At 39.6% G+C, this 22,168-nt stretch carries 14 protein-coding genes; 8 read left to right on the forward strand and 6 right to left on the reverse strand.

What is annotated here, in order from left to right; genetic code table 11:
- The first annotated feature begins 31 nt into the window (after positions 1 to 31).
- The 3 genes from B5X76_RS09970 (at position 32) to B5X76_RS09980 (ending at position 4,899) form a co-directional block, all read left to right on the forward strand.
- Entirely contained in the window at positions 32 to 2,434 is a 2,403-nt protein-coding gene (locus B5X76_RS09970; RefSeq protein ID WP_079642964.1) for a TonB-dependent receptor domain-containing protein, read from the forward strand.
- Positions 2,435 to 2,741: 307 nt separating this feature from the next.
- The gene (locus B5X76_RS09975; RefSeq protein WP_079642965.1) at positions 2,742 to 3,566 is read left to right on the forward strand and encodes an SMP-30/gluconolactonase/LRE family protein; all 825 of its coding nucleotides are present in this window, start codon (positions 2,742 to 2,744) and stop codon (positions 3,564 to 3,566) included.
- A gap of 37 nt (positions 3,567 to 3,603) precedes the next feature.
- On the forward strand, positions 3,604 to 4,899 hold the full coding sequence (locus B5X76_RS09980) for a UDP-N-acetylmuramoyl-tripeptide--D-alanyl-D-alanine ligase (RefSeq protein ID WP_079642966.1): 1,296 nt from the start codon (positions 3,604 to 3,606) through the stop codon (positions 4,897 to 4,899).
- Here B5X76_RS09980 and B5X76_RS09985 read toward each other — a convergent pair.
- The gene (locus B5X76_RS09985; RefSeq protein ID WP_079642967.1) at positions 4,896 to 5,516 is read right to left on the reverse strand and encodes a trimeric intracellular cation channel family protein; all 621 of its coding nucleotides are present in this window, start codon (positions 5,514 to 5,516) and stop codon (positions 4,896 to 4,898) included. The two genes, B5X76_RS09980 and B5X76_RS09985, sit on opposite strands and share 4 nt — an antisense overlap.
- A 188-nt stretch (positions 5,517 to 5,704) precedes the next feature.
- Between B5X76_RS09985 and B5X76_RS09990 the strand changes: the two genes are divergently transcribed.
- From B5X76_RS09990 to B5X76_RS10005, 4 genes are all read left to right on the forward strand, one after another.
- Positions 5,705 to 7,093 (forward strand): DUF3472 domain-containing protein, encoded by a 1,389-nt coding sequence (locus tag B5X76_RS09990; protein ID WP_079642968.1) that lies wholly within the window; start codon positions 5,705 to 5,707, stop codon positions 7,091 to 7,093.
- Between the two features lie 501 nt (positions 7,094 to 7,594).
- A complete protein-coding gene (locus B5X76_RS09995; protein WP_079642969.1) occupies positions 7,595 to 8,818 on the forward strand; it encodes a CotH kinase family protein in 1,224 nt (407 codons plus the stop codon).
- Between the two features lie 17 nt (positions 8,819 to 8,835).
- Positions 8,836 to 11,181 carry a hypothetical protein gene (locus B5X76_RS10000; RefSeq protein WP_079642970.1) on the forward strand — a complete coding sequence of 782 codons (2,346 nt, stop codon included), beginning with the start codon at positions 8,836 to 8,838 and terminating at the stop codon, positions 11,179 to 11,181.
- A 10-nt stretch (positions 11,182 to 11,191) separates the two neighbouring features.
- Positions 11,192 to 12,412 carry a carboxypeptidase-like regulatory domain-containing protein gene (locus tag B5X76_RS10005; protein WP_079642971.1) on the forward strand — a complete coding sequence of 407 codons (1,221 nt, stop codon included), beginning with the start codon at positions 11,192 to 11,194 and terminating at the stop codon, positions 12,410 to 12,412.
- Positions 12,413 to 12,579: 167 nt separating this feature from the next.
- On the opposite strand, the gene B5X76_RS10010 is transcribed toward B5X76_RS10005, so the two are convergent.
- The 5 genes from B5X76_RS10010 to B5X76_RS10040 form a co-directional block, all read right to left on the reverse strand.
- The gene (locus tag B5X76_RS10010; protein WP_079642972.1) at positions 12,580 to 13,056 is read right to left on the reverse strand and encodes a hypothetical protein; all 477 of its coding nucleotides are present in this window, start codon (positions 13,054 to 13,056) and stop codon (positions 12,580 to 12,582) included.
- Between the two features lie 312 nt (positions 13,057 to 13,368).
- Positions 13,369 to 16,176 carry a peptidase associated domain and porin domain-containing protein gene (locus B5X76_RS10015; RefSeq protein ID WP_176141038.1) on the reverse strand — a complete coding sequence of 936 codons (2,808 nt, stop codon included), beginning with the start codon at positions 16,174 to 16,176 and terminating at the stop codon, positions 13,369 to 13,371.
- 2 nt (positions 16,177 to 16,178) lie between these two features.
- Positions 16,179 to 17,333 carry a 6-bladed beta-propeller gene (locus B5X76_RS10020; RefSeq protein WP_079642974.1) on the reverse strand — a complete coding sequence of 385 codons (1,155 nt, stop codon included), beginning with the start codon at positions 17,331 to 17,333 and terminating at the stop codon, positions 16,179 to 16,181.
- A 696-nt stretch (positions 17,334 to 18,029) separates the two neighbouring features.
- Entirely contained in the window at positions 18,030 to 19,694 is a 1,665-nt protein-coding gene (locus B5X76_RS10030) for a TlpA family protein disulfide reductase (RefSeq protein WP_079642976.1), read from the reverse strand.
- Between the two features lie 541 nt (positions 19,695 to 20,235).
- The gene (locus B5X76_RS10040; protein WP_079642978.1) at positions 20,236 to 20,670 is read right to left on the reverse strand and encodes a hypothetical protein; all 435 of its coding nucleotides are present in this window, start codon (positions 20,668 to 20,670) and stop codon (positions 20,236 to 20,238) included.
- A gap of 592 nt (positions 20,671 to 21,262) precedes the next feature.
- Here B5X76_RS10040 and B5X76_RS10045 point away from each other — a divergent pair.
- Positions 21,263 to 21,448: a hypothetical protein gene (locus B5X76_RS10045; RefSeq protein ID WP_079642979.1), complete on the forward strand. Its 186-nt coding sequence runs from the start codon at positions 21,263 to 21,265 to the stop codon at positions 21,446 to 21,448.
- The last annotated feature ends 720 nt before the right edge of the window (positions 21,449 to 22,168 follow it).

The following is a 22,168-nucleotide window of genomic DNA, read 5'->3' on the forward strand; positions in this document are numbered from 1 at the left end:
TAGCTTAATCGATCCTATTACGGTACCATTTATGAAGAGAGTTTTATTTTTAATGCTAAGTCTGTTCTCGTTATCGGCCACAGCTATTCAGCGGCCGGCAATACACGGGAAAGTGGTCAATCAGGACAATGAGCCGATCAATGGAGCTTCTGTCTACCTGATTACGACGACGGCTCGGGCCATTTTAAAGACAGCAGTAACGAATGCAGATGGAGTCTATACGATATTGGACTATCCCCGTGGAACATTTATCGTAGAAGCTACAGCTATAGGATTTGGTAAGGGAGAGACCGAAATATTCAGCGTTGATGATTCTGGTTTAGGCCTGCCTGTGATTAAGCTTGGACCTCAGACAAAAGAAATTGAGACTGTTACAGTTCGTAGAGAACTACCATTGATACAGAGCACAAATGGTAAACTGGTGATGAATGTCGAAAATTCTTCCGTTAGCGCGGGCAATAATGCTTTTGAGGTATTGCAAAGAGCACCAGGAGTTAGTGTAGATAAGGATGATAATATTAGCCTAATGGGGCAGCAGGGCGTGAATGTGACTATCGACGGTAGGCCCACCTATATGACTGGAGAGCAGTTAGCTACATTTTTAAAAAGCACAGATGGTAGTCAGATTAAAAGTATAGAATTGTCTACGACACGCTCGGCGAAAGACGACGCAGAGGGGGCTGCAGGCGTGATTAATATTACACTCAAGAAAAACAAACTAGAGGGATTTAATGGTTCTTTTGTCGCAAGTGCAGGTCTTGGGTTGAAATTTCGTGGAAACTCTTCTATTAACTTGAATTATAAAAAGAACAATACAACCTTTTTCAGTACTTATTCCTACACGGACAATCGAACTAAAGAAACGTTGGATATAATGCGTGTCATTCCCGACGGACAACAAAAGACTATTTTTGATCAAGTTACTGAACTCGGCGAAAAGGATAGAACACATAATTATAGGCTCGGGGTAGAACAAAAGACTTCCAACCGGAACACACTTATGTTCCAGTTTAGTGGAAATAATAACGTAGAAAATCAAGACAATCCCGGGGTAACAAAGATAGGAAGTAAAGTTGGGGTAATTGATTCTATCATGAAGGCCTTCACTGTGGGCAAGGAGACGTTTAATAAGTATTCATTCAATGCTAATAATGAGTTTAGGATAGATACATCTGGCAAGAAACTAACCGTTGATCTAGATTATAGCCTATTTAAGACAAATACGTTATTGAATTATGAGTATAATACTTCTCCGGATGGGAGTGATATCTATCCTACCGAAAGAGAAAGAAGTGATGCATTGACTGATATTAAGATTTTTGCTGCCAAGCTGGATTACACACAAAAGCTCTGGAAGGGTAATATAGAGACCGGTTTGAAATACAGTAATGTCGAATCAGACAATGGTATTGTGTTCGATCAGGAGATCTCTGGTCAATGGCAAAATAATACGGGACGCTCCAATACGTTCAACTATGTGGAGCAGATCGCAGCAGGGTATTTTGATTATAGCACACAAGTCAAAAAATGGGGAATTAAAGCAGGACTTCGTGGAGAGTATACCATATCCGATGGAGTATCAGAAACTGAAAATAAGAAGGTAAAGCGAGATTATTTTGATTTATTTCCCTCGGCATCCTTGAGCTATAATCTCAGTGAAAATCATGTATTCGCTTTGAATTATGCGCGGAAAATATCGAGACCCAGTTACCGACACCTCAACCCCTTTGAATACTATATAGATAAGCGTACTTTCATGCGTGGTAATCCCTATCTCAATGCGCAGTATACCGATGGTTTTTCACTAAACTACACACTCTTCAAGATGTTTAATATAGCGGTAGGACACGACTTTACAAATGATGCTATGGTAGAGAGTATGGGGCAGGATACTGTTGCTAAGACAACATGGGTGATCCGTGAAAACCTAGGAAAGCAGAATACTACTTATCTCAATCTGACCATTCCCGTTCGTATCGGCAAGTTCTGGACTATGTATAATAATTTAACCGGTATATATATGCACTTCAGGGGACCGATAGCTGGTTATTATGTCAATCAGGGATCCGTATTTTTTCAAGGAAACTCGACGAGTAATTTCAAGATCAATAAGTCCGTTTCTGCCGAATTAGCTATGCGTTACAACTCACCGTTTTTGTACAATGTCTATAAAATCGAAGGACGTTTCAATACAGATATTGGAATGACATATAATTTTAAAGATCAACGTAGCTCACTCAAGTTAGCGGTGACCGATGTATTACATAGTAATCATAATAATTTATTCACCAAGTTTCAGGAGTATGATTCGGAGATTCGGCAGTATAATGATACACAATCTGTTCAGATCACTTTTAATTATAAGTTTGGAAATCTCAAGCAGGCTATTCGTCGTCGGGATAATGCAAGTGATGAAAAAGATAGGGCTCAATAAAGATATTGTGATTTAAAAGACCGTGTTTAGTTTTAGTTGAACCGTAAGCCTAAAGTGCTTGCGGTTTTTTTATGCGTTAACGGACCGTCGAATTAAACTTTTTAAGAAAGCTTAGTCCAACTGATTGTATCAGTATGGAAAAGCAACTAGGGATAATAAAATTATGTTTCATATGTGTATAATTTGATTTTTATCTGTCATATGGAATATTCAATACAGATATTTCGTATATTGAAATTTCAAAAGATATATTTTGTTGCTATAATCACGCATATAAAAGATTGATAGCCTCATAAAAAGGAAAATTATGAAGAAGATATTTTTAGTCTTAGGGTTAGCTAGTGTCATTTTTACGACACAGGCTCAAACACACAAGCTGGAGAAACTTTGGGAGGCAGATCAAGGATTGCCTGTCCCGGAATCGGTGCTGTACGATGCCTCAAAAGGACTGCTGTATGTTTCTCTCATTGATGGGGCAGGAAGCGAGAAAGATGGAAAAGGAGGAGTGGCTCTTTTGAATCCCGATGGATCCGTCAAAAATGCGAATTGGATAACAGGTCTTAACGCGCCTAAGGGTCTTGCGTTGTATAAAGGCCTTTTATATATCGCCGATATTAATTCGGTCATAGTTTCGGATGTTGTGACAGGGAATGTCATTGACGAAGTAGAGATTAAAGGATCTACTTTTTTGAATGATGTTACAGTGGATGATAATGGAGTGGTGTATGTGTCCGATACCAGAGATAATAAGATTTACCAGATTCGTAATGGCAATTCTTCCTTATACATGGAAAATGTGCCGAGTGTCAATGGATTGAAATATCTGAATGGTTCGTTGTATGCGTTAGCGGGCCCTGAGCTTTGGAAGATTGATGCTAATAAGAAAACACAGGTGGTAGCGAAAGGTTTTGAACAAGGAGGAGATGGATTAGAACCTGTTGGTAACGGTGATTTTTTAGTGACCTGTTGGCCAGGCCTGATTTATTACGTCAAAGCAGATGGAGGTATCGAGAAGTTACAAGATGTACAGGGTAAAATGAATACTGCCGATTTGGGTTTTAATGCTAAAGAACGGATACTATATATTCCGACTTTTAACAATAATAGCGTGATAGCGTATCTGTTGAAATAGATTTTTAATTACTTTTGTCCCACTAAAGAGACAGGCCATGCAGATTGAAGCGTTGTACAGCATCTACAAGCAGTACCCAAAGATATCTACGGATACCCGTAATATCATCACTGATAGTATATTTTTTGCACTTAAGGGAGCCAATTTTAACGGCAATGCCTTTGCAGATCAAGCCTTGGATAGTGGTGCGCGCTACGCTGTGGTTGACGATGTCGCTTATCAAAAGGATGAGCGGTATATATTAGTTGAGGATGTCTTGACTAGTCTTCAGGACTTGGCGCGATACCATCGCAAGCAGTTGCACATTCCTATTATTGGAATTACTGGTACAAATGGTAAGACAACTTCCAAGGAGCTATTGTATGCTGTACTTTCACAACGATACAAAGCCTTTGCTACCAATGGTAATTTAAACAATCACATCGGTGTGCCCCTATCTATCCTTTCCATTGATGCTACGATTGAGATTGCGATTATAGAAATGGGAGCCAATCATTTGGGAGAAATCGCCTTTCTTTCGGATATTGCTCATCCGACACATGGTCTCATTACCAATGTTGGAAAAGCCCACTTAGAAGGGTTTGGCTCTTTCGATGGTGTCAAGAAAACCAAAGGCGAGTTGTATGATTATTTGCAGGATCATGAAGGGACATTATTTCTACAAGGGGATAATAAGGACCTGGTCGAGATGGCTTCGCATAGAAACATCCATAAAATAGTACGTTATGGCTTTAGTCCAGACAATGACGTGATTGGTAAATTGCTTATTGCAAATCCTTATCTTGCTATCAGTTGGAAAGAAAGGGACAAATCTGCTATTTACGAAGTCTCGACTAATCTGACCGGTTCTTATAATACAGAGAATTTTTTGGCGGCTATTGCTGTGGGGTTACATTTTGGTGTGCCAGCGATCTCGATCAACGAGGGGATAGCCGGATATATACCGACCAATAATAGATCTCAAATTACCAAAACGAATCGTAATACAGTTGTTGCAGACTTTTATAACGCTAATGCCAGCAGTATGGTTGCTGCATTGGACAATATGAAGGTGTTGACTGTAGAACACAAGGTTGTGATCCTAGGTGATATGTTTGAATTGGGCGATGATTCCTATACAGAACATGCCATTATCATCCAAAAAGCCAAAGCTTTGCCGTTGGAACGCTTGATTTTTGTTGGAAAGGAATTTTTTAAACATCGCAGCGATGACGCGGAGTTTTATGAAAGTACTGCTGATGCACGAACTGCTATTGTAGGTCTGTCAGGAAGCTTTATCTTGCTTAAAGCTTCTCGTGGGATGTCATTCGAGCGACTATTAGAAGTTCTTTAATCTTTTTTATCGTCCACGTCCGACACAGCAGGTAGAGATAGGTTATATTTTACGGATACCAATCGGATACCCACTACAAAAGAGGCCGAGATAAATGCATTCCAGCCTCTTTCTAATCCAAAATACTCTAAGATTACAAATAAGAGTGCCCCAGACAGACAGGCCGATGCATATATTTCCTTTCGGAGAATGAGGGGGGTCTCATTCATTAAGGTATCACGTATTACGCCTCCCATGGCGGCAGAAAACATACCAAACATCATTGCGGCAATATTGCTGCTACCGTAGTCCAATGATTTTTGTGTTCCTACTACTGTAAAAAATCCAATTCCGATGGCATCAAATAGCGTCAGTGTTTTAGCCCAGTTATAAAGATGCCGGTTTGCGATGATGGAGATAAATACTCCGATAAAAATAGCGATAAGGTAGTTTCCATCTTCGACCCACACCGGTCTTATATTTAAAAATACATCCCTTAGTGATCCGCCACCGATGGCTGTTACAAAGCCCATAAAGGTAGCACCGAAGACATCGATACCCCGTCTGTTGGCAGCCATTGCACCCGATATGGCAAAAACCATAGTTCCCAGAAGATCTATACCGTATATGATATTCATAATCTAAATACTGATAAACAATGATACAGAAAATATAAATAGAAAGCATGTTGTGGTATGGATTTTCGAACGGCATGTCTTGGCAATCGATTGTGTAAAAACTTCATCACAGCGCCTGTAATCGCTAAAAAGACTTAATTTTAGGAAGAATTAAATTTTGTAAGACTAACCTACATAAACATCACAGGATGAACTATAGATCACTAATTTTATTTGGCCTATTCTGTATGGTATGGCAAGGGTATGCGCAGCAACAAAAAACATTTGCCATTCCAGCCAATAAAGCATATGCAGAGCCCTTTGAACGGAAGCATGAAGAGGTGGGGGTTCGTATTCCGGTAGGTTATCCTGAAGACCAGGGAGATATATCACATTGGACAGCGCAGAGCCGAAAAGTGGTGTGGTACCTTTATCAAAAACCAGGTAGTTATCAGATGCAGTTTGAGTATAGCAATAAAGGCAAAGCGACCCCATTTCAATTGCGAATCACACCTTGTTATGAGATATTGGACTACAAGCCTACTACACATATGCTGAATTTTGATACAGGGGCTGAGAAAGGTTTGACAACCTCCATTCCCGTATCTATAAAAAACACTGGGTATTATCGATATGAACTTACCGCGCTATCTACACCGCCGCTAGATTTGCGGATTCACTATTTACGCTTTCATACAGCGTCATTAGATGGGCAGGTCAATCAGACCGACTATCAGTCATCTCCATCTGTACACATCAACTTTAGTTCTACCGGTACAACTGATAAACGTTATAATTGGCTTTACGAAGACGTAGTAGTACCTGTAGGAGCAGATCCTTTTCACACCTTTTATATGGCTATCGGTTTTTACCGCGGTTATCTTGGTATGCAGACCAATTCGGATAGCGAACGCAGGGTCTTGTTTTCCGTGTGGGATAGCAAAGATGCAGAAAACGATAAGACTATAGGGCACGATGATTTTGTATCGTTGGTAGATAAAGGGGGAGCTACCACTGTAAATTCTTTTGGTGGCGAGGGTACAGGTGGGCAGTCCTATGTGCCTACAGCGGGGTGGGAGACAGGCAAGCGAGTTTCTTTCATCATGAATGTCTTACCGCAGGATAATAATTCGGTTGTTCTTTCGGCTTGGTATAAGCTTGAAGGACAGCTTGACTGGAATTATATCGCTTCATGGCGTGCGCCAAAGGAACAACGATATTTTGATGGATTTCACTCGTTTTTAGAGAACTACGGTTTTGTCAATGGGCAACATAGACGCATGGCCGAGTATTATAATGCCTACGGTTACGAGGCACAGTCTAATCGATGGGTACACTTGAACAAAGTTCAGTTTAGCAATACCGATGGCAAAGAAGGGCAGCGTGTCGATTACGAACAGGGTGTATCGCCTTTGCATACAGACCGCTTTTACATGTCTTCAGGAGGGTATACTCCAACAGTTAAGACTGCTGATACGGTGCCTTTGCAGCAGACATCACCAGCTGTAGACCTCAGTCTTTTGGAAAAGCGCGTACAAGAAGCCCTTGCAAATGAATCTAAACATAAAGATATGATTAAGAAAAAGAGCTTGAAATAATTATGCAAGTCCAAACTTTCTGGGAAAATAGGAAGCAGCTAACATATAGTACCACATTCATGTAGACTGATGGTGTTCTCCTTTTTTAATTATTGGCCTTAGTGATCAATACAACATATTTTGACTAGGAGTTTTGTGCTCTAGGACAGCGAGTTTTTTTATGCTTTCATAAAAAATAATGTTGTTTAATCAATTGTTATTGATTAACTTACGTGTTAAAACTTAAATTAGACAAACCATGAATTATCGCAATCGATTGCTTATCGTTGTGCTTCCACTTATTTTTTTGTAAGCTGTAAAAAGAATAATGTCAGCGGAGAAGGAGATGATCCTGTAGTAGAACCCATTACCATCACCGAGTTCATATTTCGTGCCGCTGACAATCCTACCATACCAACAGATCTGCTGCTCGATCAGAAAGACGATCAGTTCAGTGGCAGTCTTTCCAGGTATGGACCACAGCAGCTGATAGCAAGCTTCAGCACCAATGCTGAAAAGGTAATGGTTAATGGTGTCCAGCAGCAAAGCGGAATCAGTGTCAATGACTTTGTTAACGAGGTATCCTATACCTTTATAGGTAAAAACGGAAATAAGAAGGATGTAAAGGTAAAGATTGTCTGGACAACGGCCGAGGTACCACATATACAGATCACAACAGCAGGCGGAGAGGCGATAAGTTCCAGGGAAAATTACTTACAGGCTACCGTTTCGATCGATGGTAAAGGACGCTATTTGGATTTTTCCGGTAGTACCGAGGTTAAGGGGCGAGGCAACTCCACCTGGGCTTACCCCAAAAAACCCTATCGGCTTAAGTTGAACAGCAAGTCCGAGATTTTGGGAATGGGTTCGGCCAAGAATTGGGTTCTGCTAGCCAACTATCTAGATCCATCCCTGATGTCTAATGCCGTCGCGATGAAAATTGGACAGGATTTGGAAGTGCCGTTTACCAATACCATTATACCCGTAGATCTCACGGTCAATGGGGTGTATAAAGGAAGCTATGTTCTGACTCAACAGATCGAAGTACAGGACAATCGGGTGAATATTGGGAAGGACGGCTATCTGTTGGAGCTGGATACCTATTTTGACGAGACCTACAAGTTTTACAGTACGGGATACAGCCTCCCCGTTATGATCAAAGAACCCGAGCTGGAAGGATCATCAGAGATAACGCCATTAAAGACCCAATTCGATACTTTCGAGGCGTTGATCAAGGGAGCCTCTTTCCCCAATAATAATTATGGAGACTATTTTGATAAAGATGTCTTTGCGCGATACATATTAGTTTACTTCCTTGCTGGCAATGAAGAGATTAATCATCCGAAGAGCGTTTACATGCACAAGAAAGCTGGCGGCAAGTTCACATTTGGCCCATTATGGGATTTTGACTGGGCCTATGGCTATGAAGGGAGCGGTATACACTTTACAAACCCCAACCGGCCACTATTCTGGTCAGGGACCAACAAGGGAACGGTATTTCTCAAACGATTATTTGAAGACCCCGAGGTACAGGTGGCTTTCAAAAAACACTGGACCAATTACAAGGAAAGACATATGAGCCAGTTGATCCATTATATTGATGCGTATGCCTCATTGATCAAAACGTCTAAGTCCAGAGACTATGCCGTATGGGGTAGAGGAAAGGATTTTGAGGCAGAGGTTGGCAAACTCAAAAAATACATACAAGACCGGGCTTTATATATCGACAGGTTTGTGCAGTTTTAAATCTATAAATTGAATTTATGAGGTCAATTGTTGTTATTCTATTTCTTTTTTTTAATCTGCCCCAAGTGTCAGCACAGGAGCTGCCCCAAATCTACGTACATACGGACCGATCAATGTATGCCCCCGGAGACACGGTCTGGTTTAAAGCTTACCTGATGTATGATGGTAGGCTGGACTCTACCATCCACAACCTGTATATTGACTGGGCAGATAGTGCCGGCAATGTACTGGCAAACAACGTGCACATCGCATCCCAAGGGTACAGTTTCAGTCAGTTTGTCGTTCCTGCAGACCTATCTTCTTCAGTGATCTATCTCAATGCCTATACCGGCAATATCGAAGACAAAGGCTATTTGGGGTACACTAAGCCGCTGTATATTCTGGGGGATGGAAGGCAGGTCAGCTATCGGGAAAACACCAAGAGGCTGGTCGTCAGTTCTGGTGCGAAGTACCTGGTACAGGGTATGACCAATCGCATTTATACCCGGGGCGAAGATAGTCGCGGCCTACCCTTTCCTTATCAATTGGAGCTTTTGGACGGGCAGTACGATGTTGTCAGCACGACCACATCCGATTCTGCAGGGATAGCCCATATCGATTTTGAGCCCGAGATGGCGGGATACATGCTTCGCTGGAAAGATTCTGATGGCAAGCTCACCGTAGAACAGCTTCCTGCCGTACAGCCCGAAGGCGTGCTGATCAGCTTGGTTCAGGAGGGAGCTGGTTATTACGCTATCTTAAAGCCCTCTGCAGGCATGGTGGGCGACTATGTGCTACATGCCCGACTCAATCAGTTGCAGCTGTTTGAGCAGCCTGTTATGATCAAAAAAGGCGGTTTGAAAATAGCAATAACACCCGATATGTTACGTTATGGCCTTTTGCAGTTATCATTAGTAAACAGCAAAGGCCAGGAGTGCGCGTATCATTCCGAAGTGGTGCAGCAGGAGGATATACGGGCAGAGCCACAGGTGCAAATTTTGACAGCGGAGAAGGGGCCTAGGGCCAAGCAAAAAATAAACTTAAGTATTCCCCATGTTGCCTATGCCAACCTTTCGGTATCTATCGTAGACGACTTTAGTCTACCCGACAGCAGCGATCGTATGGAACGTGCGTTACTTAATAGTCAGGTTGTAGGGGCCGTATATATTCCATCAGCTATCGAAGATTGGGTACATACCATACCTTGGAATCGGGATTACAGCCTCATCGACGAGCTTCCTGCACGAAAGGACGCAGCTTTATATGTCCAGGGGCAGGTCAGCATGCCCGACAAAGGGTGGAAGCGGTTTGAAGCCTCTACCCAAAAAGAAGGAACGCTGAAAGTAGGGATTCCGCGGGGTTCGTTATCCTTAGGCTACCGACCTATCAGGCAAGATACCGTGCATTACCCTTTTAAATACCAAGCGGTCGAGCTCGATGACAATCGTCGAATAGTACTAAAAGACTTACAATATTTCGATACGATGGAGTTTCGGCTTTCGCATATTGATCGGAAAAATCAGTTTGATGACATCAAGGTAGATTATCGGTTTAAGCCCTTTGCCGATCATACTCAGCTGACTGTGCCTTCTGCTTACTTAAACAAACATATTACCTATTTGGATAGGGCTGCAGCCCATATGGAGCAGGTCGATGCTGCGTTTGCCAAGTATTTAGGTGGGCAACGCCAAATCCAAACGGTGGTCGTACGTCGCAAGGTAAAGCCGTTAGCGGTTCGGGATATGGAAGATAAATTTATGGTTACCGAATATTTTAAAAACTCTGTCGCCGATTTTCTTCCACAAGACGATCCCTATGTCATTAAATATTCCACAACGCTGTTAGATTATATTCGTAGAAGTAAAGAAATAAATTTGTTATTCGATGAGAATGAGAATGTCCGTTCAGGTCGATTTAAACGTATCTATGTTAATGAGCGGAAATGCTATGATGTGTCCGATGGTTCAATTTCTATTATAGACGTAGAAATGCTTCGTGATGCTTGGAGGACGGATATGAGTCGGATAGGCTTGATCAAAATTATTCAAAGTTCTTTCGGTGATGAATTAGCACTTTATGTGTTCGCCGCGAGTAATGTCAATCGTGATCTCGGGCGAAGGATTAATTTAGGTAAGCTCGGAGGGTATACACCGATTTATCAGATCACAAATGTCGATTATGGGCAGGCAGATGCGAGCCGCCATCAGAAAGACGAGCGACAGACTTTATATTGGCACCCACTCTTGTTAACAAATTCGGAAAATGCTTCCCATGCTACTATAGAATTTTATAATAATGAATTTGGACGCGATTACTGGATCGTTATCAAGGGTATAACAGCCGAAGGTAAGCTTGTTGATTACACGAAGAAGATAAAATTATAAACCACATCCTATGTTGCGACTTATAATCCTACTTTTAGTTTTCATTTATCCTTGGATTGGATTCGCCCAAAATACTATATCGGGTAAAGTTGTGAACAAAAAGACCAGAGAAGTCATTGTGGGTGCAACTGTGTACATGGATAATACCACTATTGCTACAAGCAGCAACAAATCTGGCGAATTTGCTTTAAAAACTATGGAGGTTGCCAGTTTTAATATTGTATGCTCCGCAGTGGGCTATGAGGTGACTACCATACAATTAGGCCAACCCGATGACAAAGACCGTCATTTGTTGATAACACTTGTGCCCAAGGTGATAGCTATAGAGGAAGTTGAGGTGTCGGCATTTTTAAAAGATGGCTGGAAAATATGGGGAAAGAGGTTTACATCGTCATTTATCGGAAGTAGCACATTTGCTGAACACTGTATGATCGAAAACCCCGAAGTTATCAGGTTCCGGTATAGCGAAGATGATAAAGTGCTGCATGCTACAGCAAGTGTGCCGATTAAGATTACCAATAAAGACCTAGGTTATACATTGTACTGCGATCTTAAGACGTACGAAATGCATACAAAAACAGGTAATCTTTATTATGACGGTTATCTGCGGTTTGAAAGTGTAGGTAGACCGACAGGGAGGATGAAAGCCTATCGTAAAGCGGCGTATCAATCATCATTTATGCGTTTCATACGAAGTACATTTCATCAAAACTGGGAAAAAGACGGCTATGTAGTTAAGGAGTTATTTTTGGACCCTAATTTGGATCGCGAGCAGGCTCTTAAAACATTAGAAGATATAGAAGAGATCATTCGGACTGACTATGCCGGCAATGCAAAAGCTTACTGGAATGTGGTAGGACCTAAAGGACTTCTCGCAAAAGATAGGTTAATGGAGCTGGTCAGCCAGCCAAAAACAAATCTTATCTATGGAAAAAGGCTTGCAGAAACAGATATCATTTCGTCTCGAAATCACAACAGAGGTTTAGCTAATGTGTCCTATAAGAGCGCCTTGCAAATAGAAAACAGTAAAATCAAGCTCGACGCCAATTATGTAAAATATGATATAAAAGGAAACAGTAACTCCCGATTGATATTTACGCCGGTAGATGCAGAGGTCGAGATCAATAGGTTAGGCGAATTTAAGCCCATTAAAAACTGGAGTTTAGATGGCTATTTTGCTTGGTTTAATAAAATGTCTACTATATTACCATTGGATTATGAGGTAAAATAAGATGGGACTGTCTCACAAAGTAGACTTCATCGTCCTTTCGACTGCAGCGTAGCGAAATGGAGAAATCTACAAGCTTGAAATTTAAGCTTGTAGATTTCTCGACTACACTGTGTTTCACTCGAAATGACGTTATAGTTTTTGATTTGAGACAGCCCTTGATATGTTGTTTAAAATATCACATTGGAGTTGCCACTCCACATAAAACTCGAATAAACAGAAAGATGATCAGGGTAAGATGTGTAATATTCCCCGAATACTTGGACTGTCCCATCCCATTCAATGGCGATAGGACCATCATTTATTGGTGAATATAGACCATTCGAAAGACTAATACTTAAATCTAATAATTCAACATTAAATGAAAGTGAATAGGGATAGGTTTGATAGTTATCATCATAAAACGCACTTACAACTCCATACACCTTACCATAATTTATGTAATTGAAATTGTGCGAATAATCGTATCCAACTTCTACTCGAATAAGTATTTTTCTATTGGAATAAGGATCGTCAATAGTAAATTGATTTGCATCTGGTTGCATATGTTCGAAGGTGTAAGGGCCTCTAATGTAAGATTGCGCATTCACCCTATTAACTGATAAAAAAAACATAAATGCAGATAGTAATGCGATAATAGTTTTCATAAGATATAAGTTTTAATTTGTTAATACAATAAATTTACCAGAACTATTCTAAAATTACAAACCGTGTGATAGGAGAAAGTAATAATATCACACGGTAATTTATTGTATGTCAATATGTATATCATCTTATGAGTCGCCTTTTATGATATGTTAACATTTTCCGGCGAGAAGTTTGACCTGCAGAATAATGCGTTAAATTTAACCAAAATCAATAAATACCTTCCCTAAATAACCAAATAGAAATATCAGCCCTAATGATCAATCATAAAGGTTAGCGAGTTGATTCCAAAAAAACGTCCCACTAAAGCAACTTTATTTAAGACCAAATTTTCTCGGAAAATAAGATATGGAGAGCATATAATACTGAGTCAGGATATTGCGGTAACCCGTAGTAAATTCAGTTAATCCATTGGTATAATATAGTCCTTTATTTTGCCTTAGCAAGTCATAGGCCGCAACTTTGAATTCTAAACTGTTATCCTTCAATACCCTGTAGGTTGTATTTGCATTCCAGATGATAGCATGGTCGCTGTTGTAGGTGGATGTATTGTACCGTACTGTAGCATTCGAATTTAGAGACCATCTTTTGGTCACAGCATATGCCATACTCAATCCAGTATTCCAGCTGTATGATCTATAGTCGTTATTTCCCGTCGTGTTAGATTTGTCCTTACGTTCGTAGCGAGTCCAACTATTAATCCAGCCCAGCTGATATTTATTCAGTACTGTATAGTAGGTGTTAAGATCAATATTCTGATTATTATTTACCATTTCCTGCAGTTCGGTTCCGATATATTGGAATTTATTGCCCCAGCTAGTTCTACTATTTAGATTTAGAGATAAGGTTTGATTTTTTCCAATCAGAAAAGGTTTTTTTATAGCTATATTCATGCTGTATAGCCCCATAGGTTTTCTGATCTGTGCCAGGTATGCTTGCTGTTGGTTTTCTGCATAGACGATACTATCGGTTAGTCCGTTTTGGTAACTTTTATAGTTAAAATAGTACGAAATATCATAGCCATTTTGTCTAGATTGTCGGTAGCTTGTATTTAGACCAAATGAATGAATGCCCGTTTTTTCTAACAGGGTTGTGCTGCCATAATAGCGGTAGGCGGGATTGATATCGTCATATATCGGCCGCATTCTATCTAGTAAAGGATACTCTTCATTAAAATTATACGAAATACTCACGGGCCAAAAAAACTGGTTGTTCTTGTTGTAGTTATAATTTAAACTAGCTTCAGGTAATATGGAGGTATAGGACAGTGCCAAATTACGATAGTCCAGATTCGATCTATTATCATCCCGATATAGGCGAGCCGCCAATTTTAGGTTTAGACTCAGGTTAGATGACATCCGTCCATAGAGGTTTTTGGACTTTATGTTGTATCTATAGCTTATGCGTGGTTCATATTGCCAAAGGCTGAAATTGGACACATGGCTTAGGTCTTTATTTTCAGTAGGCGTGTTTACTATTTGGTCATTTACTAAATTGTCGGTTGTTGTGCTGTAGTAGCGTATATTGCTGCCGATTTCCAAGCCCATTCTACTCGCATTTAGGTCCAGGTTGAAGTTTTTAGAACTCATGTTTTCGTCATAGCTGCGCAGATAGTTTTTGTTCAGGTTAGTGTTGGTAAGGTTTGTATAGTCCCCCTGTCTAAGTTGCTCATTTGCCGTTTTAGAAACATTGGCATTTAATTTTAGATTGTAATTCACCTGGTCTAGGTAACTATATTTATGATCTCCTCGCACGACCATGTATTTTCCAGCCTTACTGAATATATCCAGATGTGTCATCAGGCTTATAGTCTGAACGTTGTTGTTTTCATCATTATTCAAGGTATTTGTCGATTTAATATTTTCATAATCATACTTACTTTCCGAGCTAGATATATTGCTGTTATGTGTATTTGTCGCGTTAAGATTTGCCATTAGATTGATTTCCCTTCCCTTCCATTTACTGACCGAATTTTGATAGTTAGTACTTAAATGCTGCGATCGCCTACTATTTTCTGCATCCGAAATATGAGACCGGGTATTGCTTGCGTTATCGACATTGAGCAATTGCGTATTCGACTCATTCTTTATGTTATTGCGATTCCATGTACTCAGGACATTTGTATTGAAGAGATGTCTTTTGCTCACATCATTGGCCCCTATTATATCGTATTGGTACCTGCCACCCAATACATGTTGATTGAGTATTCCCGATCGTAGGAAGTCAGAGTCAAAGTCCGCATTTACATCTATTCCCTTATAAGTTGTGTTTTTAAGGAGCTGGTCAATACCCGTAAGGTCCTTATTGACATTATTGGTCGAGTAGGCAATACTTGCTTGAGTTCTATTGGTCGAGTAGTTGAAGTTTGCACTCGTCTCGTATCTGTCTTTGTTTCCTAAGCCTATGCCTGCAAATCCAAAATACATTTTTTCTTTACCCTCCTTGAGCACGACATTCATTTCATATTTTTGGTCCTCTGGATTTTCCTTTTGTTCTTTTTTTTCTCTGGTATCGTAGATCTGTATCTTATTTACAGCCTTTTTATCGATATTCTGCAATATAATTGCCTTTTCCGTTCCAAAGAAAGATTTACCATTGACCAACAGGTTTGGGATATCCCGACCATTATAGGTCACCGCCCCATCGCCCCATACCACCAAGCCAGGGAGCTTATGCAGCAGATCCTCCACTACCGCATTAGAGTCCAGCTCAAAGGCGTCAGCGTTGAACTCCAACGTGTCACCGTTCATTCTTATAGGCGGGATGATATCGATAGCCTCTATTTCGTTTAGCGCCAATTTCATGTTGATATGCCCCATGTCCAGGTGTTCCCCTTTTTTTAGCGTAAATTCTTTTGTCAATTTTTGAAAACCTTGATAGGAGAGTTCGATTAGTAGTATTTTTTCGGGACTCAATTCTTCCAGAACAAATTTTCCAAAATTATCCGTAAGCGTTACCTTGTCTACCGATTTTTTGCCCTTTTCATATATCGATACGGTGGCAGATCGTAGTACATTATTATAGGTAGAGTCTACCAGTACGCCGTGTATCTTGGTTTGGGAGTAGGCTGCATGTATTAGACAGAGGCCTAATACTAAAAGATAAAATATGGTCTTTACCATGATCATTTGATCTTAAATCGGACGAGTACAGGATTGTTATATTTTTCGAGATCAGCGTATTCTTTGCGTATGCTATGGCGTTCATCCATCGATTTGTTCTTGGCGCTTCTGACTTGTTGTGGGTAGATATACGAATAGAGGTACTCTCCATCTGTAATGATATTATTTGTATCAAAAAAGCTAAGATAATCGTTCGATTTATCCGGAATGATATAATCCAGTCCCCAGGCTTCTTTTGATTCTAGGTCATAAGCTATCCACCTCGGATCATGATACCTACCCGCTAGAAATATCAAATATCGGTGGTGCGGCACTACATTTCCCAGCCCATACACTTTTTGCGGGTTGGCTTTTATATATTTTTCGTAGGTTTCATAATCTTTATAAATTTGTCCAGCACTACTGTCCATGGTATTATTAAAGGGAAATATGATATCATATACTTTTTCAATACCCGCCGCGTTCAGTTTAAATATTTTTGTGTTATTGGGAAGTGTACAATACGCCTCGCTATTGTTTATTTTACTGAAAGCGTAGCCTAAGCTATAGTATGATCTTATGGTATCTTTGCTGTCGTATCTTATCCATATGTTATCACCCGCACTGATCGCCCGGTTATCCTTTTTGGTATTTCTGTAGTAAGGATTTGTGAATGATAGCTCTTTATCGTCCAATTGTAGTCTTTCGCTAACATCGTTGTTTTCCTCATATTGTTTACTTAAGGTATCCAAAATGTTTCCTTCTTTACCTATGGTGACTTCAAATTCACCATGAGAAGCCACAAAATTCCCATCTTTTACTTTTATTTCGTAGAAAAGGGTATTGCCGTATCGTGATTTATGTCCTTCTATCTTGGTTATCTTTTTTATGAACGTTCCATCTTTGTTATACAAGAAGAGCGCGCCGCTGATGCTTGATAATATGGCTATTCGATCTTCCAAGATAGCGATATTACCAATATTGTCGATCAGATTAGTTTTATCCCCTTTCAAGGGAATATACTGCAAGTCGCTTATTCTGTCAGCTACCGTTCCTCCTTTAGTTTGTTCCAGTATGATTCTGATCTTTTCTGTTGGTATCTGAGGTGGATAGATCAGCCGTTGGCCTTGGCACAAGAAAAAAGAAAGAACAAGGGTGAAAAGCAGATATATTCTCATCGTAAATAATTGATTTTGTGTTTTGGTTATTTACATTAAAAATAAACATAGATTATACAGTATTCAAAATGATTTGGATATTTTAAGGTTATTTAACATCTGTCTGTCCGGTCTATGGATAGGTTTCAAAATGATGCGTTTAAGTTTTCCTTCGCTCATGATGTATGTCTTGAACCTTAGGATATCGGTAGGTAATTATATAGTGCTGTCATCTTTATGATATGTCAAAATTCTCTGGCGATAAATTGGTACAAGTTTTCAATTAAAAGTCTTTCTTAAATAACCAAATAGAAACACAAGACCCAGTAATACAACATGAGCTATGAAATTTATTTTAACGGCTTTTGGTGATGGATTATAATCATAACGGTGGGATATTCCGCTTTTCGGGTCTACTTTCATAGCCTTGACCAGTAGTGCTTTAAAGACGTAATAAAATATTGCGACGTTTAATAGTGCATATAACCAAAGTTTCGGTTTTGACAGCTCGGGTAATGAAAGATACCCGGGCCAAAATAAATCAACAATCGAATATAGTATGCCCAAAAAGACGAATAGTGCCATATTTACAAAGCCAATTGCTTTAAAGAAGGGATCGTCATGATCTTCAAAATATAAATAACAAAGCCTGAAATATTTATAAACGCATACCATTTTTTAGTGTTAATTATCTTAAAGGGATAAATAGTCAATCTACTATAGAGACGATGTGTTAAACTTATCCGGAAAAAGCCGTTTTAATTCATGGTCCAGATTGTGAGATGCAAAATTATCATCCCTAATACGGCCTTTGTCATCGACCAATACGTATCTTGGTATTCCGTTAAATTTGAACAACTCGCGCAGCAAGAGATATTCATCGGCGGTTATACGGTAGGAGTTTTTTAAAAAGTTCTCTTTATTATAGGCCTCAAAAAAAGCCGTGTCTGGCGTTCCCCTCTCATCCGTGATAAAAACAAAATCAATATGCGGATTGTCTGCCATTGCTTTTCTTTTGGTGAGGCTACTCTCTATTCCTGCTCGGCATGGCCCACACCATTGCGCCCAAAAATCTATCACCAATATCTTTCCTTCGAAGGGCTGTACTATTTTTTTGAATACGTTAGCACCTTTCGTGTTAGGGAGTTCATAGCCCGTTTTCTTGCGTTCTGCTAATTGCTTTAATCGGCTCACTTCCGCCTTAAAAATAGGGGCGGTCGCATTTGCTAAATATCGATCTGTTATCGCGTTTGTCATACTATCTGTCCTCGCATAGTTCAGCCTTCCTTTAAGTCTTCGTAGGCCAGCAATATGATAGACCAGCGGAGTTTCGGTAGTTTTATAGACGGATTTAAAATCGCTAAGCATTAAAGCTTCTGGATTTTCTTCATGCTGGTGTTTTAGCATGGGGTACAAGGGCGAAAATTCAAACCTGTTAATAAAAGTTGAGAAGTCATTTGATACCAATAATGAAGGGTCGTCTAGTTTTAATCTGTTTACAAATCCATAGAATGATATTTCAACGGGTATCTTAAGGGTCTGATTCGTCGTGTCCTGTTCGGCTAAGTAGTCTCTACTCAGATTGTATTCAAATATGTAATTGGCATATTTGATATTCAGCTCGTTACGGATTATTTGCTGAGCTCTTGGAGATAGATTACCTCCCTTTAGTACACGATCTATTCGCTCGTATTCGTTGTCCCATGCCGATAGTTGGTTTTTAAGAAATAGATTTGGTTCCTGTGTCTTTTGCAGTTCACGAAATACCTCATAATCCGGCTTGTTAAATTTTGTTTTGGCGATCTCGTCGTTTATCCTTTTATTTTTGCCCATGTAGGTTATATCAGTGCTTAAAGACTTATTCCACCTAAGCACCAGCCCTAAGGTTTGGCCCGGCTCAATGTAGAAAGGGATCCATTGGTCATTAATAAGCAGGTTATGCGTTGTAGGATGAAATACAGGCAGTACTGCCTCGAAGCGACCATCCGGATATATTTGGATAGTAGTCGGTATGTCCTCACCAGTCATCACATGTTCTTGGTATATGATGCCACTCGTGAACCCCAGCTTTACATCATAACCTTTTATATACCCTACTATAGTGGCGCTGTCTCTTTTGAAGAATCTTTTGGGGTCAAATTCGGCTGTTTCCTGCTTCTCTGCGGAGGCAGTTTTAGTATCAAGCCATTTTTGTATGTCTTCGGGTATCTTGTATTCTTGTTTTCCTGACTTGGTAGAGTCAAGCGGAATGTCTTTAACGTTCTTGTTGTGATTGCTAGCTGTGGTAGACGACAATGGGATCGTATAATTTTTCGAGGACAGCGAATAGCCGCCGTACAGCGCACATATGGTCAGTATCAGACTTATGGTGATTTTTTTCATGACATCTTCTCCTAAATAAAAGCTATGCTACTTATGAAAAAACAAGGATTAGGTTTAGCCATAAGGATTATAATTGTTCATGTCTAAAATAGCGATTTTTCTTGAATCCGATCATAATCTTCTATTAAATCTATTTTAGGGCTACTAAGAGTTTTATGTTCGTGGAAACAGGCTGATTAAAAACAGTGTAAACCTTAACTTTTTTTCCTTTTATCAATTGTATTGTTGAGGGGACTAATTTATCGTCATCTTTAAAATCATGTGCGAGTTTAATATTTCTTAGGTTTCCGTGTTGATCCACTATTACGTTAAATAAAAAGGGTAACATAGGCTTTCTCGAAATTGTTGAATTATTTGGAACATGCTTTAATAATTCGTTCCAGGTCATCTTAATTTGTTGGTGAAATTGTGCGGAAAAGACAGCGTATTGTTGGTCTATTATATGATAGTCTTTTGGAAGGTTGAATACTTGTGACTTTAATTTTTCTTTAAATGCGTTATAAAACGTATTAGAGTCTATTTCTTTATAATCGGGCAGTTTTTATTTAATAAAATTAGCGTAAGATCGGTATTTAACGACCTTGTTTCCCTTTCGCTCTATTTTTCTACGAATATCATACTTGAAGTCTGGAGGCCCTCCCATAGCAGGCTCAAATTGAGAGATCGTGTCAACCGAATAATCTCTCCAGTCGATAAAAATACTGGTGTCTTGAACCTCCCCAGAGTAAACTTTTATATTAGGTTTATTGCGATTATTAACGGTTAATATCCTGAAGGTACTATCTGTCATAAAAGTTTGTGCACTTGGAGAAAAATGAATCGCTAGATAATTCCCATTCTTTGGATCAAAATAAAATATATTCCTGGCAGTTTTTTTAACAGACTCTCCTTTTTGAGAAGAAGTTGTTTTTTTGTTGTTACAACTTACTATTAATAATAATACAACAGCGACCGCAATTGAGGCAGTTCTTTTCATAATATGGATGATTTCAATATACTAGCCTTGGCTTAAGCATATTTTTTTAAATGTAAATCTTTAACCGTAGAAGTTAAAATCAAAAAGCGTTATAATCTTAGAGTTGCACAAATGTAAAGCGAGATAAAAAATATACCGTTGAACAGGAAAGAGTGATGTATCTGACCGCCTTGGCAGAACAAAAAGCTGTCAATGTGCTAATGGAGACGAACAGAGGTAACTCTCGGCGTATTTGAGCGGGAGCAGGTAGTCCCGAAGCTGTTGTCCAAAATGGAGAACCTCGGATAGTCTACTTAAAAAGGATTTTAACATAATGGTTTATACATGTTCAGGGCCTTAAATAATTGTATGTGGTATATAAGGAATCATAAGGCGGACTTTCGGTTCCGTACGATAAGGTGATGATAGGAAGTTGTGTTGGACATAGGTCTGATCGTATTACCTATGTCCGCTAGGCTGTATGAGATGCTGTCAGAAGCGGTAGTGAAGGGAGAAGCAATTCTAGAGTTAACCCCGATGAGGTCGGGACAGACGAGTTATCTGGTTTTTTCAGGATAACAAGTTAACATGATAACACAATAACAGAGAAAAAATGCACAAAATCATCAAGAAAATAAGCCAAGCGGTTCAGGTGTTGCTGCTTGCCCCGATCAAATTGCCGGGCAAGGCATTGAATATTATTAAATACGTTGCGGTGGGACTGGGGGTATTGGAGGCGGTAGTAGGTGATAAAAGTGATCAAGGTGAAATGGTGAGGAGGGTGACAAGTAATGAGTGATGATTTAAAAAGTATGAACCTTAACGAAATACGCACAGGTATGCTAGGTGGTACGCTGTGTTCAATTTGGGGTTTCCTTAATATAGGAGATGCTGTACAAACAGTGTTGCTGGCTATAATAGGTACGATCGTATCTTATTGTATGAGCTGTTTGCTCCAGAAAATGAGAAAAAAATAGATTTATAACTGCAAAAGTGATAGCGAACGCCTATGGTTAATTCCATAGGCGTATTTTATTGGGCGCATTACCAGCGCTTTAGGGTTTTCTGGTAAAATAGGTGGGTCTATTGCTTGGAATTATGGTTTCAAAGTTCCTATCTTTGCACCACTCCGCAAGGGAGGAACGGTCGGATCTGAGGACGAGGCCATGAAAAAAGAGGGGTTTAAAGTTATTTAAACGCAGGAATGAAAGGAAGACCGTTAAAAATAAATTTCACATTTATTTTGGAGGTTTGAAAAAGATTCCTACCTTTGCAGTCCCAACGGAAACGAAGGGCAACAGAAAAAGTAAGATAAGGGATTTATTTCCGGCATCATAAAAGCAGAAGCGCGAAGCGGATGCGATAGAAGTTCTTTAAAAAATGATCATGTAACGTAACGAGTAGTGTTGAGAAACAACGAAAGTTAAAAAAATCAGCCTTTAGTTTTAGAATTAGAAATTATAATAAAGACAATTCTATTTTTATAAATAGTCTTGGTCTTACACTTCATTTTACAATG

This window comes from Sphingobacterium nematocida (genome assembly GCF_900168125.1).
Classification (GTDB): Bacteria; Bacteroidota; Bacteroidia; order Sphingobacteriales; family Sphingobacteriaceae; genus Sphingobacterium; species Sphingobacterium nematocida.

Bases quoted from the DNA above. Each gene is read 5' to 3' on its own strand.
- B5X76_RS09970 (WP_079642964.1), top strand. From the start codon at position 32: ATGAAGAGAGTTTTATTTTTAATGCTAAGTCTGTTCTCGTTATCGGCC.
- B5X76_RS09975 (WP_079642965.1), top strand. From the start codon at position 2,742: ATGAAGAAGATATTTTTAGTCTTAGGGTTAGCTAGTGTCATTTTTACG.
- B5X76_RS09980 (WP_079642966.1), top strand. From the start codon at position 3,604: ATGCAGATTGAAGCGTTGTACAGCATCTACAAGCAGTACCCAAAGATA.
- B5X76_RS09985 (WP_079642967.1), bottom strand. From the start codon at position 5,516: ATGAATATCATATACGGTATAGATCTTCTGGGAACTATGGTTTTTGCC.
- B5X76_RS09990 (WP_079642968.1), top strand. From the start codon at position 5,705: ATGAACTATAGATCACTAATTTTATTTGGCCTATTCTGTATGGTATGG.
- B5X76_RS09995 (WP_079642969.1), top strand. From the start codon at position 7,595: ATGGTTAATGGTGTCCAGCAGCAAAGCGGAATCAGTGTCAATGACTTT.
- B5X76_RS10000 (WP_079642970.1), top strand. From the start codon at position 8,836: ATGAGGTCAATTGTTGTTATTCTATTTCTTTTTTTTAATCTGCCCCAA.
- B5X76_RS10005 (WP_079642971.1), top strand. From the start codon at position 11,192: ATGTTGCGACTTATAATCCTACTTTTAGTTTTCATTTATCCTTGGATT.
- B5X76_RS10010 (WP_079642972.1), bottom strand. From the start codon at position 13,056: ATGAAAACTATTATCGCATTACTATCTGCATTTATGTTTTTTTTATCA.
- B5X76_RS10015 (WP_176141038.1), bottom strand. From the start codon at position 16,176: ATGGTAAAGACCATATTTTATCTTTTAGTATTAGGCCTCTGTCTAATA.
- B5X76_RS10020 (WP_079642974.1), bottom strand. From the start codon at position 17,333: ATGAGAATATATCTGCTTTTCACCCTTGTTCTTTCTTTTTTCTTGTGC.
- B5X76_RS10030 (WP_079642976.1), bottom strand. From the start codon at position 19,694: ATGAAAAAAATCACCATAAGTCTGATACTGACCATATGTGCGCTGTAC.
- B5X76_RS10040 (WP_079642978.1), bottom strand. From the start codon at position 20,670: ATGAAAAGAACTGCCTCAATTGCGGTCGCTGTTGTATTATTATTAATA.
- B5X76_RS10045 (WP_079642979.1), top strand. From the start codon at position 21,263: ATGCACAAAATCATCAAGAAAATAAGCCAAGCGGTTCAGGTGTTGCTG.